Source organism: Actinomadura sp. 7K534 (genome assembly GCF_004348575.1).
GTDB classification, from domain to species: Bacteria; Actinomycetota; Actinomycetes; order Streptosporangiales; family Streptosporangiaceae; genus Spirillospora; species Spirillospora livida.
In genome coordinates, this window is record NZ_SMKB01000016.1 from 17,734 (window position 1) to 33,608 (window position 15,875).

General features: G+C 72.0%; 16 protein-coding genes and 1 riboswitch. Of the genes, 2 read left to right on the forward strand and 14 right to left on the reverse strand.

Annotated elements, in window-relative coordinates; genetic code table 11:
* Positions 1-101: 101 nt before the first annotated feature.
* From E1266_RS05755 to E1266_RS05775, 6 genes are all read right to left on the reverse strand, one after another.
* A complete protein-coding gene (locus E1266_RS05755) occupies positions 102-548 on the reverse strand; it encodes a PH domain-containing protein (protein ID WP_243718249.1) in 447 nt (148 codons plus the stop codon).
* Positions 541-1,416, reverse strand: a complete 876-nt coding sequence (gene hisG / locus E1266_RS05760; RefSeq protein WP_132044470.1) for an ATP phosphoribosyltransferase — start codon at positions 1,414-1,416, stop codon at positions 541-543. Before hisG ends, E1266_RS05755 begins: the two co-directional genes overlap by 8 nt.
* 71 nt (positions 1,417-1,487) lie before the next feature.
* Complete coding sequence (gene ribH / locus E1266_RS05765; protein ID WP_132044472.1) at positions 1,488-1,994, reverse strand: 6,7-dimethyl-8-ribityllumazine synthase; 507 nt, start codon at positions 1,992-1,994, stop codon at positions 1,488-1,490.
* Positions 1,991-3,259 carry a bifunctional 3,4-dihydroxy-2-butanone-4-phosphate synthase/GTP cyclohydrolase II gene (locus tag E1266_RS05770; protein WP_132044474.1) on the reverse strand — a complete coding sequence of 423 codons (1,269 nt, stop codon included), beginning with the start codon at positions 3,257-3,259 and terminating at the stop codon, positions 1,991-1,993. Before E1266_RS05770 ends, ribH begins: the two co-directional genes overlap by 4 nt.
* Complete coding sequence (locus tag E1266_RS37805; RefSeq protein ID WP_165965948.1) at positions 3,256-3,396, reverse strand: hypothetical protein; 141 nt, start codon at positions 3,394-3,396, stop codon at positions 3,256-3,258. Before E1266_RS37805 ends, E1266_RS05770 begins: the two co-directional genes overlap by 4 nt.
* Entirely contained in the window at positions 3,393-3,986 is a 594-nt protein-coding gene (locus E1266_RS05775; protein WP_132044476.1) for a riboflavin synthase, read from the reverse strand. Before E1266_RS05775 ends, E1266_RS37805 begins: the two co-directional genes overlap by 4 nt.
* A 72-nt stretch (positions 3,987-4,058) precedes the next feature.
* A riboswitch (FMN riboswitch) is annotated at positions 4,059-4,189 on the reverse strand.
* 148 nt (positions 4,190-4,337) lie between these two features.
* On the opposite strand from E1266_RS05775, the gene E1266_RS05780 reads away from it, so the two are divergent.
* Both E1266_RS05780 and E1266_RS05785 read left to right on the forward strand, forming a co-directional pair.
* Complete coding sequence (locus tag E1266_RS05780) at positions 4,338-4,775, forward strand: DoxX family protein (RefSeq protein WP_207945444.1); 438 nt, start codon at positions 4,338-4,340, stop codon at positions 4,773-4,775.
* 194 nt (positions 4,776-4,969) lie between these two features.
* Positions 4,970-6,463 (forward strand): hypothetical protein, encoded by a 1,494-nt coding sequence (locus E1266_RS05785; protein ID WP_132044478.1) that lies wholly within the window; start codon positions 4,970-4,972, stop codon positions 6,461-6,463.
* Between the two features lie 18 nt (positions 6,464-6,481).
* On the opposite strand, the gene E1266_RS05790 is transcribed toward E1266_RS05785, so the two are convergent.
* The 8 genes from E1266_RS05790 to E1266_RS05825 all read right to left on the reverse strand — a co-directional run bounded on the left by E1266_RS05790 (position 6,482) and on the right by E1266_RS05825 (position 15,719).
* Positions 6,482-7,120: an HAD-IA family hydrolase gene (locus E1266_RS05790; protein WP_132044480.1), complete on the reverse strand. Its 639-nt coding sequence runs from the start codon at positions 7,118-7,120 to the stop codon at positions 6,482-6,484.
* A complete protein-coding gene (gene rpe, locus E1266_RS05795) occupies positions 7,117-7,794 on the reverse strand; it encodes a ribulose-phosphate 3-epimerase (protein WP_132044482.1) in 678 nt (225 codons plus the stop codon). Before rpe ends, E1266_RS05790 begins: the two co-directional genes overlap by 4 nt.
* A 12-nt stretch (positions 7,795-7,806) precedes the next feature.
* On the reverse strand, positions 7,807-8,757 hold the full coding sequence (locus E1266_RS05800) for a phosphatase PAP2 family protein (protein ID WP_132044484.1): 951 nt from the start codon (positions 8,755-8,757) through the stop codon (positions 7,807-7,809).
* Positions 8,758-8,772: 15 nt separating this feature from the next.
* The gene (locus tag E1266_RS05805) at positions 8,773-10,179 is read right to left on the reverse strand and encodes a transcription antitermination factor NusB (protein ID WP_132044486.1); all 1,407 of its coding nucleotides are present in this window, start codon (positions 10,177-10,179) and stop codon (positions 8,773-8,775) included.
* Positions 10,179-11,105: a methionyl-tRNA formyltransferase gene (fmt, locus tag E1266_RS05810; protein WP_132044488.1), complete on the reverse strand. Its 927-nt coding sequence runs from the start codon at positions 11,103-11,105 to the stop codon at positions 10,179-10,181. The genes E1266_RS05805 and fmt overlap by 1 nt, the downstream gene beginning before the upstream one ends.
* A complete protein-coding gene (gene def / locus E1266_RS05815) occupies positions 11,106-11,651 on the reverse strand; it encodes a peptide deformylase (protein ID WP_132044490.1) in 546 nt (181 codons plus the stop codon).
* Positions 11,652-11,746: 95 nt separating this feature from the next.
* Complete coding sequence (locus tag E1266_RS05820) at positions 11,747-13,570, reverse strand: hypothetical protein (protein WP_132044492.1); 1,824 nt, start codon at positions 13,568-13,570, stop codon at positions 11,747-11,749.
* A gap of 16 nt (positions 13,571-13,586) precedes the next feature.
* On the reverse strand, positions 13,587-15,719 hold the full coding sequence (locus tag E1266_RS05825) for a primosomal protein N' (RefSeq protein WP_132044494.1): 2,133 nt from the start codon (positions 15,717-15,719) through the stop codon (positions 13,587-13,589).
* Positions 15,720-15,875 lie beyond the last annotated feature (156 nt).

A 15,875-nucleotide genomic window follows, 5' to 3' on the forward strand; every position in this document is an offset into this window, starting at 1 on the left:
TCGCCGCCCACGGGGGCTTCGCTCGATGGGCACGCGCGGTGGGTTAGTCGTCTAAATTGGTAGGGCGCTCTGGTCCGGGCAACAGCCTAAGCCAGGCATGTTCAGGTGGGGTCGGGGGCTTCGCCTCGGGTGTGGAGGAGGGTTCTCAGTTCGGTGAGCTGGCGGGCGGCCAGGGCCTTTTCGGTGCCGTTGATGCCCATCGCGCTCATCGAGGTGCCGTCGGCCAGGTCGAGGGTGGGCCAGGGCTCGCCCTCGGACATGGTGACGTCCAGGACCTCGGGCCATTCGAAGGTGCGGGTGCGGAACGCGTTGACGACCGTGAGGCCCGAATCGTCGGCGGCGACGCGGCAGCGGGCGAGCATGTGCAGGACCCATGCGACGAAGGCGCCGAACACGACGATGAGGATGCGGTCCAACAGCTTGAACTGGGGCGCCACCACCACGGCGAGCACGATCAGGGCCAGCATGATCACGCCCGCCGTGATGTAGGCGACGATCCGGGTGACGCGGGGACGCCACACGGTCGGGAGCGCCGGGGTCTCAGTCAACGATCTTCGCGATGGGGATCTCGAGGATGTCGTGCGCGCCGGCCGCCTTCAGCGCCGGGATCAGCCGGTTCACGCCGCGCTTGGCGACCACGGACTCCACGGCGTGCGAGTCGCCGCCCGCCAGGGACGTGACCGTGGGCGAGGACATCGACGGCATGATCTCCAGGACGCCCCGCAGGTCGGCCTGGGCGACGTTCAGCTTCAGCAGGACCTTGCCGCGCGCGCGGATCGCGCCCTGCAGGAGCAGGGAGATGTCCTCCATCGCGGCGCGCTTCTCGGCGTCCTCGTAGGCCGCGCGGTTGGCGACCAGCTCGGTGTAGCTGGTCAGGAGCGTGTCGAGGATGCGCAGGCCGTTCTTGCGCAGGGACGAGCCGGTCTCGGTGAGGTCGACGATCGCGTCCACGATGTCGGGGACCTTCGCCTCGGTCGCGCCGTAGGACGGGACGACCGTGGCCTTCACCCCGTGCTTGTCGAGGAACCGCCTGGTCAGGGCCGGGAACTCGGTGGAGATCCGGACGCCCTCCGGCAGGTCGGACACCTGCTGCCACGGCGCGCCGTCCGGCACCGCCATGATCACGCGGACGGGGTTGGACGTCGCCTTCGAGTACTGCAGCTCGCCGAGGCTCGCGACGTCGGCGTCGGTCTCGGTGATCCAGTCGCGGCCGGTGATGCCGAGGTCGAACAGCCCCTGCTCGATGTAGGTGGGGATCTCCTGCGGGCGCAGGACCCGCACCCGGTCGATGCGGGGGTCGTCGATGGAGGCGCGGTAGTCGCGGTCCGACGAGCGCTGGACGGTCAGGTCGGCGGCGTCGAACAGCTGCATGGTCGCCTTCTCCAGCGACCCCTTGGGCAGGACCAGTGACAGCACGGAATTGCCTTTCGATGAGATGGAAGTGCGAGGGCCCGGAGGCTCAGAAGTCGAATGCGGTCGTTCCGGACCTACATATGCTTCTGGTCGCTCCCGGCGTGACCGTGATGCCGCAGACCTCGCAGGGTCAGTGCCGTGTCGAGTGCGGCCACCGTCGCCTCCCATCCCTTGTCCTCGGAGCTGCCGGGCAGCCCGCTGCGTTCCAGTGCCTGCTCAATGGTGTCACATGTGAGAACTCCGTTGCCCACCGGAGTCGCCTCGTCGAGCGCGACACGGGTCACACCCGCGGTGACCGAGTCGCAGACGTAGTCGAAGTGGGCGGTGGCGCCGCGGATGACCGCGCCGAGGCAGACGACGGCGTCCAGGTCGCGGGCGAGCTGCTGCGCGATCACCGGCAGCTCCAGGGCGCCCGCGACGCGGGTGACGACGGGCTGGTCGACGCCGCAGGACTTGGCGGCCGCGAGCGCGCGGTCGAGGAGCTGGCCGGTGATGCGCGCGTGCCACCGGGTGCAGACGATGCCGAGCGTGACGCCGGCGGCGTCGACCGTGCTCGCCTCGGGACGTCCTTCGCCGCTCATGCGAGTCCCTCGATCTGGTGTCCGAGACGGTCGCGCTTGACCGTCAGATAGCGCCGGTTGTGCTCGGTGACGATGACGGGCATCGGCACGCGGCCCCGCACGTCCAGGCCGAAGCCGTCAAGGCCCTTGAGCTTGGCGGGGTTGTTGGTGAGCACCCTCACCGAGCTTACGCCGAGGTCACGCAGCATGTGGGCGGCGTTGGAGTATTCGCGCGCGTCGGCGGGGAGCCCGAGCTCCAGGTTGGCGTCGACGGTGTCGGACCCGTTGTCCTGGAGCGCGTACGCCTGCAGCTTGGCGAGGAGGCCGATGCCGCGTCCCTCGTGCCCGCGCAGGTAGAGGACGACGCCGCGCCCCTCCTCCGCGATGCGCTCCATGGCGGCGTCGAGCTGGGTGCCGCAGTCGCAGCGTTCGGAGTGCAGGACGTCGCCGGTGAGGCACTCCGAGTGGGCGCGGATCAGGACGTCCTCGCCGTCGCCGATGTCCCCGAGCACCATCGCCACGTGCTCGCCGCCGTCGATCGCACTGGAGAACCCGACCGCGCGCCAATGCCCGTACCGGTTGGGCAGGCGCGTCTCCACCACGCGGGTGACCATCGCTTCGGTGCGCCTGCGGTACTCGGCGAGCTGCTCGATCGAGATGAGCTTGAGCCCGTGCTCCTTGGCGAAGATCTGGAGCTCCGGCAGGCGCGCCATGGTGCCGTCCTCGTTGACGACCTCGGCGAGGACGCCCGCGGGGGTGAGCCCGGCCATCCTGGCGAGGTCGACGGCCGCCTCGGTGTGCCCGCGCCGGCGCAGCACGCCGCCCTCGCGGTAGCGCAGCGGGAAGATGTGGCCGGGGCGGACGAGGTCGCGCGGCTCCGACGCCGAGTCGCACAGCGTGCGGATCGTCCGGGCCCGGTCGGCGGCGGAGATCCCGGTGGTGACGCCGAGCCGCGCGTCCACGCTGACCGTGTACGCGGTGCGCATGCGCTCGGTGTTCTGCGCGGTCATGAGGGGGATGTGCAGGCGGTCGAGGTCGGCGCCCTCCATCGGGACGCAGATGACGCCGCTGGTGTAGCGGATCGTGAACGTCAGCAGCTCGGGCGTCGCCTTCGCCGCGGCGAAGATGATGTCGCCCTCGTTCTCGCGGTCCTCGTCGTCGACGACCACGACGGGACGTCCCGCCGCGATGTCCGCGAGCGCCGATTCGATGGAGTCGAAGATCCCCGTCTCGCCGATCCCCGTCTCGCCGGTCGCCGTCTCGCTTGCACTGCCGTTGCCGCTCATGCGGTCACCGCCTTCTGCCCGGGGGCGTGCAGGTCCCGGGCGTCCCGGGGCCGCTGGTCGAAGCTGGTCGTCTCGAAGCTGAGCGTCCTGAAGCTGATCGTCACCGTCGTCGCGTGGTCGCGCCGGGGCCGGGTCATGAGCGGTCCCCCAGCATGCGCTCGACGTATTTGGCCACGACGTCCACTTCAAGGTTCACCGGGTCGCCGGGCGTCTTGTGGCCGAGCGTCGTGAGCGCGAGCGTCGTCGGGATGAGGGCGACGCTGAACCGGTCCGCGCCGGCCTCCACGACGGTGAGGCTGATGCCGTCCACGGTGATCGAGCCCTTGTCCACGATGTAGCGCGCGAGGTCGTGCGGGAGGGACACCGTGACCACGTCCCAGCGCTCCCCCGGCTCGCGGGAGATGATCGTGCCGACACCGTCCACGTGGCCCTGGACGAGGTGGCCGCCGAGCCGGTCGGAGAGCCGGAGCGGGCGTTCGAGGTTGACCTTGGAGCCGGGTTCCAGCGCGCCGAGGCTGGACTTGCCGAGGGTCTCCTTGATGACGTCGGCGGTGAAGACCTCGCCCTTGACGTCCACGACGGTGAGGCAGACCCCGTTGACGGCGATCGACGCGCCGTGCACGGCGTCCTGCGTGACGAGCGGTCCGCGGACCGCGAGCTCGACGGAATCCCCCTGGGGCTCGACCCCCGTGATCTCGCCGAGTTCCTCGACGATGCCGGTGAACATCTACCCGGGCCTCCTAGGTCAAGGCTCCGGGGACGTCCATACATCGGCGCACGCCCCCAGGTCAGGGACGTGCCGCGCGCTGCCTCCCATCCGGACTTTGACCGTCGGTCCCGGAGTTCCACCGGGTCAACCGGCCGATGGCTTCGGCCGGGTCGCGGACTGTAACCGCCGGTTCGGAATTTCACCGACCCCGGAGCACGCGTTCATGCTTTGCCATCCAGTGTGCCACGCCGTCCACAGGCGCCCGATGTGACCATCGCCACGAAATCGGCACGTTCCACAGCACGCGGCAAGTTGCTTAAACGTTCAACGATCATGAGGGCGGGGTAGATCGCGGGACAGAAGTGACGCATGACGACAATCCCGCAGGAGGCAGTCATGGACGTCGTCGCCCTCATCGCCCGCATCGCGTTCACATCGATCTTCATCGGGGCAGGCGTCGGGCATCTCACCGCCACCGGCGCCATGGCCGGTTACGCGGCGGCCAAGAAGCTTCCGCAGCCGAAGCTCGCCGTGCAGGTCTCGGGCGTCTACATCCTCGTGGCCTCGGCCATGCTGATCCTCGGCATCTGGCCCGACCTCGCCGCGCTGGCCTTCGTCCCGTTCCTGTTGATCACGGCGTTCGTGTTCCACGACTTCTGGAAGCAGGAGGCCCCGGAGACGCGCCAGCAGGAGCAGCTCCAGTTCCTCAAGGACCTCTCCCTGGCCGGCGGTGCGCTGGCCCTCTTCGCCCTTTACGCCGCGGAGTCCCACCCCGGCCTGAACCTCGTCGGCCCGCTTTTGGGCTGACACGCGCCACCGCGCCGCCGGAGCCCCGGCCCCGGCCCCGGCGGCGCGGTAGGCCGGGCAAGTCGCTCAACTGGCGCTCCTCCATGGGACATAGGAGCGCTCCAGATCCCCCTTACGGGGAGTCTTGCCGGAGGTCCGGCCACGGGTGAAACTCGGTGACGAAACCCTCCGCCACCGACTCGGGGAACAGGCCCATGGCCAAACTGACTCTGTCGCCGAAAATCCTGGACGTGCTCGATTTCGGCACCCCCTCCGCCGAGCGCGACATCTCGCGGGGGCTGGAGAAGTACTTCGTGGAGTCCCCCGCCTACCAGCGGGTGCGGACGGGCGCGAAGACGATCCTGATGGGCAACCGCGGGTCCGGTAAGAGCGCGATCTTCAAGGTGCTGGCCAAGCGGGAGCGCGCCGCCGGCAGCCACGTGATCGAGCTGTCGCCCGAGGACTACTCGTACGAGCTGCTCAACGCGACGATGGCCGCGGAGGACGCGGGCTCGTGGGCGAAGCAGGGCGCCTACGCCGCCGCCTGGAAGTACCTCATCTACGTCCTGGTCATGAAGGCGCTGGCCAGGAAGGGGATGCGGCTGACCAAGGGCGGCGGCAGGGAGATCCACAAGTACGTCAGGGACAGCCACGGCGCCCAGCAGCTCGGCACGCTGTCGCTGCTGATGTCGTACCTGAAGCGGCTGGAGGCCGTGAAGATCGGGCCGATCGAGGCGGGGCTGCGCACCCGGGAGCTCGACCGGCTCTACAAGCTGGAGGAGATCCAGAACCTGCTCCCGGCGCTGCAGAACGTCCTGGAGAGCCAGCGTGTCGTGGTCCTCGTGGACGAGCTCGACCGCGGCTGGGACTCCTCCGAGGACGCGAAGGCGTTCGTGTCCGGGCTGTTCCAGGCGTGCGTCTCCGTCAACGCGCTGCACCGGAACCTGCGCGTGTACATGTCGCTCAGGCAGGAGCTCTACGACGACATCCCCGCCCTGTACGAGGACGCGCAGAAGCACCGGGACCTGGTGGAGAAGATCTCCTGGTCGGAGGAGTCGCTGCTCGAGCTCATCGCCAAGCGGATCCGGTACTCGGCCCACGAGAAGGGGTTCGACGTCGAGGCGCTCGAACGGGCCGGGGACCGGGCCTGCTGGTCCGCGGTGTTCGCCCCGCCGCCGCCGGGCAGGGCGCGGGACGGCTCGTTCGGCTACATGGTGGACCGCACGCTGTACCGGCCCAGGGAGCTCATCCAGTTCTGCTCGGAGGCCCTGGACTTGGCCAGGGGGCGGACGTCGCGCCTGCCCGTGCCGTACTCGGCGATCGAGCGGTCCGAGTACGGCTACTCAGCCGAGCGCACGAAGGACATCGCCGCCGAGTACCGCTCCCAGTACCCGGGCCTGCTGAGCGTCTTCGAGGTCTTCCGCAGCCATCCGCACACCTTCGACCGCGCGGACCTGGAGATGCTCTGCCTCGAACTGGCCTTCGGCGACATCCCCACACGCGGCACGCAGTCATGGCTGCCCCTGCGCGAACCCAACGACCTCATCGAGATCCTGTGGCGTTCGGGGCTCCTCACCGCACAGGCCGTCGACAACGGCCGTTTCCTGGGAAGCCATCAGGTGCAGCACCTCAACCTGGCGGCCGTCAAGCGTTTCCGCGTGCACGAGATGTTCCACGCCTCCCTCGGGATCGTGCCCGCGCAGGGGTGAGGGCGGAGGGGCCGCGGGTCAGCCGGCGGCGAGGCGGAGGCCGTCCGGGGCGGCCGTGACACGCGTCAGGTTCTCGACGACATGGTCGGCCGCCGTCAGCACCTCCGGCGGGTGGCTGGTGAGGACCGCCAGGACGGTGGCGCCCGCGGCGCGGCCGGCCGCCACGCCCGCGGGGGCGTCTTCGATGACCACGCAGCGGGCGGGTGCCACGCCCAGGTGCCCGGCCGCCCGCAGGTAGCCGGACGGGTCCGGTTTGCCGTCCTGGACGTCCTCGGCGGTTATCACCACGGGCGGAAGCGGCACGCCGGCCGCTCGGGCGCGGAGTTCCAGCTGCTCCCTGCCCATCGAGGTGACGAAGGCGGAGGGCAGGCCGTTCATGCCGGTCAGGAGGTCCACGGCGCCGGGTAGGGCGGTGATGCCGTCCGTCCCGGTGCTCTCCAAGGCGTCGAGGCGTGCGGTGGCTTCCCCGACCTGCTCGGGCGGGAGGAAGTCGGCCACGCGGTCGGCGGTGCGGCGGCCGTGGGCGTCGGACAGGAACTCGTCCGGGTCGATGCCGTATTCGGCGGCCCACTCGCGGGCCGCGCGTTCGACGAGGGGCGTCGAGTCGACGAGGGTGCCGTCCACGTCGAGCAGGACGGCGTCGCAGGGCAGGATCACCAGTCCGCCTTGGCCGTCGCCTCCTCGGCCTGGCCGCGGAGCCCGCGGACGGCTTCGGCGGGGTCGTCGGCGCCGTAGACGGCATTGCCCGCGACGAACACGTCGGCGCCCGCCTCGGCGCACCGTTCGATGGTCTCCGTGCTGACGCCGCCGTCGACCTGGAGCCAGACGGGGAGGTCGCGGCCCTTGATGAGCTCGCGGGCGCGGCGGACCTTCGGCAGGACGACGTCCAGGAACTTCTGGCCGCCGAAGCCGGGCTCGACGGTCATCAGGAGCAGCATGTCGATCTCGCCGAGGATGTCCTCGAAGCCGTCGACGGGGGTGGCCGGGTTGACGCCCAGGCCCGCGCGCGCGCCCGCGGCGCGGATGGCGCGCAGGGTGCGGATCGGGGCCTTCGCCGCTTCGGCGTGGATGGTGACGCTCTTCGCGCCCGCCTCGGCGTACTCAGGGGCCCAGCGGTCCGGGTCCTCGATCATGAGGTGGCAGTCGAGGGGCAGCGCGCTGTGTTCGAGCAGCGCCCGGACGACCGGCAGCCCCAAGGTGAGGTTGGGGACGAAGTGGTTGTCCATGACGTCGACGTGGACCCAGTCGGCGGAGTCGGCGATGCGCGCGATCTCGTCGGCCAGGCGGGCGAAGTCCGCGGACAGGATGCTGGGTGCGATCTGAGGAGCCATGATGATCCGAGTCTATTGGCGCAGTTCCGACTGCTCCTCACCCGGCCGGGTGAGAGCGGGGGTGGGGCGGGCGGCCAGGCGGAGGCGGACGAAGGCCTCCGGTGCACCGGCCGTCACCCACAGGCCCAGCGCCGCCTGGACGGCGAACATCGGGAACAGCCCGGACGCGTCGAGCAGGAGGGCGGGCAGGTAGATGACACCGGCGCCGGCCATGGCCACGGCGAGGCGTGCCAGGAGCTGCCACGGCCGCCCGCGGGGGTCGAACCAGCCGCGGGCCGCCAAGATGGACAGGCCCGCCATGACTCCGCAGAGCCCGCCGGCGGCCCGGGCCGAGTCGACGAGCGTGATGGGTTCGGTCTCGCCGCCGGCCTCCCTGATCTCCCGCGCCCACCCGTGCGGCCACCGCCAGCCTTCGAGCGGCTGTATCGCCGCCCACGCCACTCCCAGGAACAGCAGGGAAAGCCCCAGGGCGAGCACCACTTGGATGCTCAGGGGGCGCCGCGTCCACCAAGAGAGGACGAAGGGCTCCACGAGGAGGGCGACCAGCAGGAGGGTCAGCCCTATCCCCCAGCCGCCCAGGACCTGCCCCACCGAGTGAACACCCAGTTGGACGCGGGAGACCCCGATCAGAACGATGAGCACCGCGGCGGCCGCCCACAGGGCCCGGCGCCGGGTCAGGGTGGCCGCGAAGCCCCAGCCCACCACGGCGTTCTGCGAATGGCCCGAGGGCATGCCGAACGACGAATACGCCTGCTCGCCCTCGACCGAGGGGTTCGTCCAGTAGGGGCGGGGGTCGTGGAAGACGAACTTGAGGACCGTGTTGACATACCCGCCGAGCAGCAGGAGCACAGCGGCCCGTGCCGCCACCCGTGGAGCCGCGCACCAGAACAGCACGAGGAGCACCGGTACGTAGAAGCCCGCGCTGCCCAGGAACGACACGGCGTGCCAGAAGCCGGTCAGCACGGAACCTCCAGGAGGTCAGGTGCGGCGCAACAGAGCCAGGAACATCGCATCCGTTCCGTGGCGGTGCGGCCAGAACTGGGCGTAAGGGCCGTTCCCCAATCCGGTCAGGTCATGCGCCACAGACGCCAGGACGGACGGCGCGTCCAGCCGTTCCACGTCGTCGCGCTTGCGCAGGACGTCGTCCACGACCACCCGGGTCTCCGCGATGTGCGGCGAGCAGGTGACGTAGGCGACGACACCGCCCGGGCGGACGGCGTCCAAGGCCGAGGCGAGCAGCCCGCGCTGGAGGGGGCCGAGTTCGGCGACCGACTCGGGGCCGCGCCGCCAGCGGGCCTCAGGGCGGCGCCGGAGCGCGCCTAGGCCGGTGCAGGGCGCGTCCACCATGACCCGGTCGAAGGAACCGGGCCGCCACGCGGGCGCGGTGCCGTCGGCCGCGACCACCCCGGCGCGGTCGTCGACCGCGCGGCGGACGAGGCCGGCGCGGTGCGGCTGGATGTCGGCCGCCAGCAGCCGCGCATCGCGCTGGGTCGCCAGGCCCGAGAGCAGGCCCGCCTTGCCTCCAGGCCCGGCACAGAGGTCGGCCCAGCGCGCATCTGGGCCGTCCAAGGGAGCTTCGGTCAGGGCCAGGGCGACCATCTGGCTCGCCTCGTCCTGGACGGCGGCGCGCCCGTCACGGACGGCAGTGATATCCGCAGGGTCCCCTTCGCCCAAGATGGCGGCGTACGGCGAGTACGGCGCCGGCTTGGCACCCGCCTCGTGCAGCTCCTGCACCGTGGCCCGGCCGGGGCGGGCAATGAGGGTGACGCGTGGGCGGTCGTTGTCGGCGGCGAGCAGATCCTCGATCTCGGCGGCGCCGACGGCGTCCCGCAGAGCGGACACGATCCATTTGGGGTGGCTGTGCGCAATTGAGAGGCGCGTCAACGTGTCGGCGTCGGCGGGTGCCACGATCGCCAGCCACGCGTCCAGGTCGCGGCCGGCGACCTTGCGGAGCACCGCGTTGGCGAACTTGGCCTGCCCCGGGCCGGAGACCGACCGCGCCAGCTCGACCGTGGTCGCCACCGCGGCGTGCGGGGGGATGCGGGTCGCGAGGATCTGATGCGCGCCGAGGCGCAGGACGTCCAGGAGCGGCGCGTCGATGCGACGCAGTTCGCGGTCGCTGCACAGCGCGAGCACCGCGTCGTAGGTACCGCGGCCCCGCAGCGTGCCATAGGTCAGCTCGGTGGCGAGGGCCGCGTCGCGTCCGGTTAGCCCGCGGTCGCGGAGCCGGGAGGGCAGCAGCAGGTTGGCGTAGGCGTCGCGTGTCTCCACTGCGCGGATGACGTCGAACGCGGTGCGGCGGACGAGGTCCTGCGGGCGTCCCGTCTTGCGCGGCCCGCCGGGCCTGCGGTTCTGGGTGTGTCGGCGATTGCGTGCGGGCGGCATCAGTGCAGCGCGTCCTTGCCGGTGAGGTCGAGCCCGCGTACCCAGTCGGCGGCGCCCATGCGGCGCTTCCCTTGCGGCTGGACCTCGCCAAGGGCGACAGGGTGTGTGGCCGTCCCCACCAGGACCTCGTTCTTCCTAGGGCGCAGTTCACCTGGGGAGAGCTTCTCTGCGTCGGGCCTGAGGCGCACCGGCCCCAGCTTGACCCGCATGTCGCGGAAGTTGGTCCACGCACCCGGGGCGGGGGTGCAGGCGCGGACGAGGCGATCGATGTGCAGGGCGGGGCTGTTCCACTCGACGCGCGCGTCCTCGGGGGTCAGCTTGGCCGCGTGGGAGACGCCCTCGGTGGGCTGCGGCCGGGGCTCCAGGACCCCCTCCTCGATGCCGTCCATCGTGTCCCGCAGGAGGGCGGCGCCGGCGACCGCCAGCCGGCCCAGCAGGTCACCGGTGGTGTCATCGGGCCGGATCGGCTCGGTGAGGACGCCGTAGACGGGACCCGTGTCCAGGTCCTCCTCGATCTGGAACGTGGCCGCGCCGGTCATGTCGTCGCCGTGCAGGATGGCGCGCTGGACGGGAGCGGCGCCGCGCCACGCGGGCAGCAGCGAGAAGTGCAGGTTCACCCAGCCGTGCCGCGGGATGTCCAGGGCCGCGCGAGGCAGCAGCGCCCCGTACGCGACGACCGGGCAGCAGTCGGGCGCGATCTCGCGCAGCCGGTCGAGGAACTCGGGGTCGCGGGCCTTGGCGGGCTTGAGCACCTCCAGACCGGCCTCGGCGGCGAATGCACCGACCGGGCTGGCGCTCAGACGGCGCCCACGGCCCGAACGCCCGTCCGGACGGGTCACGACCGCCGCGACCTCGTGCGAGGACTCCAGAAGCGCTCTCAGCGACGGGAGCGCGGTCTCGGGGGTGCCCGCGAAGACGAGCCGCACCTAGATCGCCTTCCCGAAGGTCCGGTGCGGCGACTCCTTGACGACGGGGACCGGGTCGCCGAACCACTCGGCCTCCCTGATCGCCTTCATCGCGGCCTTGCGCTGCTCCGGGTCCATCCGGTCGATGAAGATGATGCCGTCGAGGTGGTCGGTCTCGTGCTGCACGCAGCGGGCCAGCATGTGGGTGCCCTCGAGCGTGATCGGCTCCCCGTGCATGTTGAAGCCCTTCGCCACGGCGCGGACGGCCCGCGGCGTCGGGAACGCGAGGCCGGGCAGGGAGAGGCAGCCCTCGTCGTCGGTCTCCCGCTCGTCCGACAGGTCCAGGGTGGGGTTGACCACGTGGCCCAGCCGGTCGTCGACGTAGTAGGTGAACACCCGCAGGCCGACACCGAGCTGAGGCGCGGCGAGGCCGGCGCCGGGCGCGTCGATCATCGTGTCGGTGAGGTCCTTGACGAGCTGCCGCAGCTCCTTGTCGAAGTCCTTCACCGGCTCAGCGGGCGTGCGCAGCACGGGATCACCGAAAAGGCGGATGGGCTTGACGGCCAACGAAGGCTCCGTTTCCTACGAGATTCCCCGGGAGTTCCTGCGGTTCGTGCACGGCGGGATGCTCCGTTCAGTCTACGGAGGCGAGCCGTGAACATTCACACGCTGCGACCGGCTCCTTGGTTGGCCGAACGCGCCTTGTAGGCGGCGGTGCGGGCCGCCTTGGCGGTCGCCCTGTCGGGGTGGTGCGCGCCCAGGGCCTCCAGGACGTCGGCCACACCGGGATGGTCGGTGCGCCACAGTTCGTCGACCATCTGCTCCATCTCCGTCCCCGGCGGGGTGTCGAGGAGCGCCGCCTCGACCGCCTCCTCGGGTTCGGCGGTCTCCAGCATCCCTGCGACGGTGTCGACGAACACCCACAGGTACTCCTCGCGGGCCAGCTCCCGTCCCGACGGGTCCCCAGTGGCGTTCAGCCAAAGCGCGGCGTAGGGCGAGACGAGCGGATGCTCCTGCGCGGCGCGGACCACGCCGGCGGCCTCCGGGCCGATGCGGTGCAGGACGGCCGCCGCCAGGTTGCGCGCGCCCGGACCGCCGGTGCGCATGACGTCCAGGAGGTCGGCGGCGGCGTCCTTCGGGTCCTGGCCGGCCAGCCAGCCGTCGATCTCCTCGTCCGCGGCCTCCGGCCGGTACCAGGTGAGGCCGGCGATGAGCTCGGACGCCCTGGCGCCGGCCAGCTCGCCGACGACCGGCGCGGCGAAGCCGTCCGCGATGAGCAGCTCCCGCACGGCCCACACGCCCAGCGGCGTCAGCTCGCGCCCCTCACCGGACTCCTCCGCACCGGACTTCTGGATGACGCCCCATTCCTCCAGGGTCGCCAGTTCGAGGTGGAACGCGTCCGACACGAGCGCCGGCATGCCATCGGCGTCCGACAGGTCGTACGCCTCCTCGACGTGGCCGAGCAACGCCCCGAGAAGGGTCGCGGGCTCCGTCGGCTCTTCCTGCTCGTACAGGTGGATGAGGACGCCGGTCATCTCGTTCTGGACGAGTTCCACCGCGTCCAGGCCGTCCGCATAGTCGTGGCCGGGCACCGCCAGAGCGTCGAACAGCGGCAGCCAGGCGCCGAGCAGCGTCGTGTCATCGGTGGAACGGAGGCCGTCCAGGGCGGGGCCTGGGCCGGCCGTACCGTCGTCGGCCGTGATCACCTCCGCCTCGACGGCGGCCCACCAGAACCGCTCCAGCTCCCCCGAGTCCTCCATCTGGCCGTGCCGCCGCGGGGTGTCCAGGCCGAGCGCGGCACCGGCGGCCTCGGCGTCGGCCTCGGTGAGCGTGTCGTGCTCGGTGAGGTCACGCTCGCCCGTCCAGTCGGCCAGGGCGAGGGTGAGCCGGGTCAGGCGGGACCGGCGCACGGCGTCCGCCAGCTCCGCCTGCGGGGCGAGGTGCACCGGCGGGACGACCAGCTCCTCGACCTGGCGCAGGTAGCCCTCGGTGCGGGCGTAGCGCTCGTGGTCGGGCAGCGCCTCGAAGTCGCTGATCCACGCCTCGACCGCCTCCTGGTCGTCCAGGGAGACCCCGTCGGCCTGCATCAGCCCGCCGATGACCTCCGCGGCGGCCTGCCGCTCCTCGGTGTCCACCGAGGCGACGAGCTCCTCGAACTCGGGTCCGATCCGGTCGATCTCGGCCTCCAGACCGGCGGCGGCGTCAGGCGTCACGGCCTTCGTGTCGCGCAGGTACGCGGCGATCCGGCGGAGGACGTCCAGGATCGTGGGGACGTCCTCGCGCCCGGCGACCACGGACTCGGGGAACACCTTCAGCAGGAGCTCGCGCAGATGCTCCGGAGTGAGCGCATCCGGGCCGGGCAGGCCCATCTCCTTCTGCGCGAGGTCAAGCAGGATCCGAGCTCCCGGCTCGTCCAGCGCCTCGCCGTGTTCGTCCGCCCACCGCCGCAGGTCGCCCACGGTGGTCTCCACCCAGTTGTCGGCCACGCGAGAACCCTATTGGTCAGATCAACTCCAGGGGGTCGATCTGGACTCGTACGGTCTCCGTGGCCTTGCGCGCGCTGCGCACGCCCTGGGCTTCCTTCAGCGCGCGCGCCAGCGCGTGCCCTGCGGCACGGGGCACGCGGATCAGTGCGCGCTCCCTGTCCTGGGCGTCGGTTCCCGCCTGCGGGCCGGGAGCCGGCGGGACGGGGACGGGCCCGAGCACCTCCGCGCCGTCGGGCATCCGGGCGTCGGCCAGGAGGTCCCGGATGGCCGCGGGCGTCCCGGTCAGGGAGGCCATCCGCGCCGCGGGCGGGAAACCGACCTCCCTGCGCTCGGCCAGCTCGCGCTCCGCGTAGGTGACCGGGTCCCACCGGACGAGGGCCTGGACGGCGGGCAGGGTCCCTTCCGCGGCCACCACGACCGGCCCCTGCGGGCGCACGAGCGCCGCCGCGTTCATCCAGCGCCGCAGCGTCTCCTCGCCTGCGCGCAGGTCCGGCCGCCCGAGCAGCACCCAGCCGTCCAGCAGCAGCGCGGCCCGGTAGCCGTCCTCGGCGGGCGGTTCCGCCCCGGGCGTGGCCACCACTAGAGCCCGTTCGGGGCCGACCCGTTCGAGGATGGCGTCCCGGCCGGAGGTGCGCACCGGCACGCCGGGGAACGCCCTGCCCAGCTCCTCCGCCGTGCGTTTGGCGCCCACCACCACGGCACGCACCTGGAAGAAGCCGCACTCGGGGCAGTGCCAGTCGCCCGCGATGCGCCCGCACCACCGGCAGTGCGGAGCGGCATGGGACGACGGCAGCGACAGCGGCCCCTGGCAGGCCGCGCACTGGGCCGGGGTACGGCAGCGCCCGCACGCGATGCCCGGCACGTATCCGCGCCTCGGCACCTGCACCAGGACGGGCCCGTCCTGCAACGCCTGCCGCGCCGCTTCGAACGCGACGTTCGGCAGGCGGGCGGTACGCGCGGCGGCGTCCCTGGCGAGCTGGGCGTCCTCGCCGACGTAGCGGACGCGGGGCATCGCCGTCCGGACGCGCTGCCGGTCCGCCGCGAGCGCGTGCGCCCAGCCGGTCTCGACGAGCTGGGTGGCGTCGGTGGTCCGCGTGTACCCGCCGATCAGCGCCGCCGCGCCCACCCTGTGGGCGCGCAGGGCGAGGACCTCGCGCGGATGCGGGTACGGCGCGTGCGGCTCGGCGTGGACGTCGTCCCCGTCGTCCCACAGCACGACCAGGCCGAGCTCGGCGACGGGGGCGAACATGGCGGCGCGCGTGCCCACCACCGCCCGCGCGGAGCCGCGCAGGACGGCCAGCCACCTCCGGTAGCGCTCCGCCGGGCCGAGCTCCGCCGTCAGCGCGACGTGCAGGCCCTCCCCCAGCTCCGCCTCCAGCGCGGCGTCCATCCGCGCCACATCGCGGCCATCGGCCACGACGACCAGGGCGCCGCGTCCACTCCGCAGGGCCACGGCGACTGCGCGCGCTATGGCGCCCGTCCAGTCGGGCCCGGGCAGGGCCGTCCACACCGCACGGGGCGCCCTGCCATCGGCCAGAGCGCTCAGGAACGAGGCCCCCGCCGGGTAGTCACGCCATACGCCGACGTCCACTCCGGCGCCGTCACCTTCGGCACTGGCATCGGGCGGTTCGTCGTCGTCACCGGGCGCGGCCACAGGCTCCGCTTCTACACGGGCGTGCCGCGGTGGGACGGCGAGCCGGAGCACGTCCGCGAACGTCCCCGCGTACCGGTCGGCCACCTCCCGCACCAGCGCCGCCACCTCCGGGGTGAGGACGGCCTCGGACGACGTGACCCGCTCCAGGTACAGGAGCTTCCCGTCATGGCCGCTCTCGGCGACCCGCTCCAGCAGGAAACCGTCGACGAGCTGCCCGGCGAAACGCACCCGCACGCGGCATCCGGGCACGGCCCTTGCGTCCAGCTCGGCGGGAACCAGGTAGTCGAAGGGCCTGTCCAGGTGGGGCAGGGACATGTCGACCGCTATCCGCGCGACGGGGAGGTCCTCGGCGGGCCGCCGCGCACCCTTCTTCGCGGCCTTCCCCGGCTTGCCGTTCTTGCCCGGCTTAGCGGACTTGCCCGGCCCGTCCGCGGGCCGCTCCGGCAGATCGCCCAGCCCCGGGATGAGGTCCGTCCCCCCGCCGTCCTTCGTCACGACCCCGTCCTACCAGATCAGCCCGACAGCCGATCGCGCACGCTAGGGTTGATCCGTTCGAACGGGGTGCGCATCCACCGGTCGCGCCGGTCAACCGCCCGATGCCTCCCGAGTCCCAGCCGCCCGACGAGCCCGTGCAGGCGATGACAAGCAGGC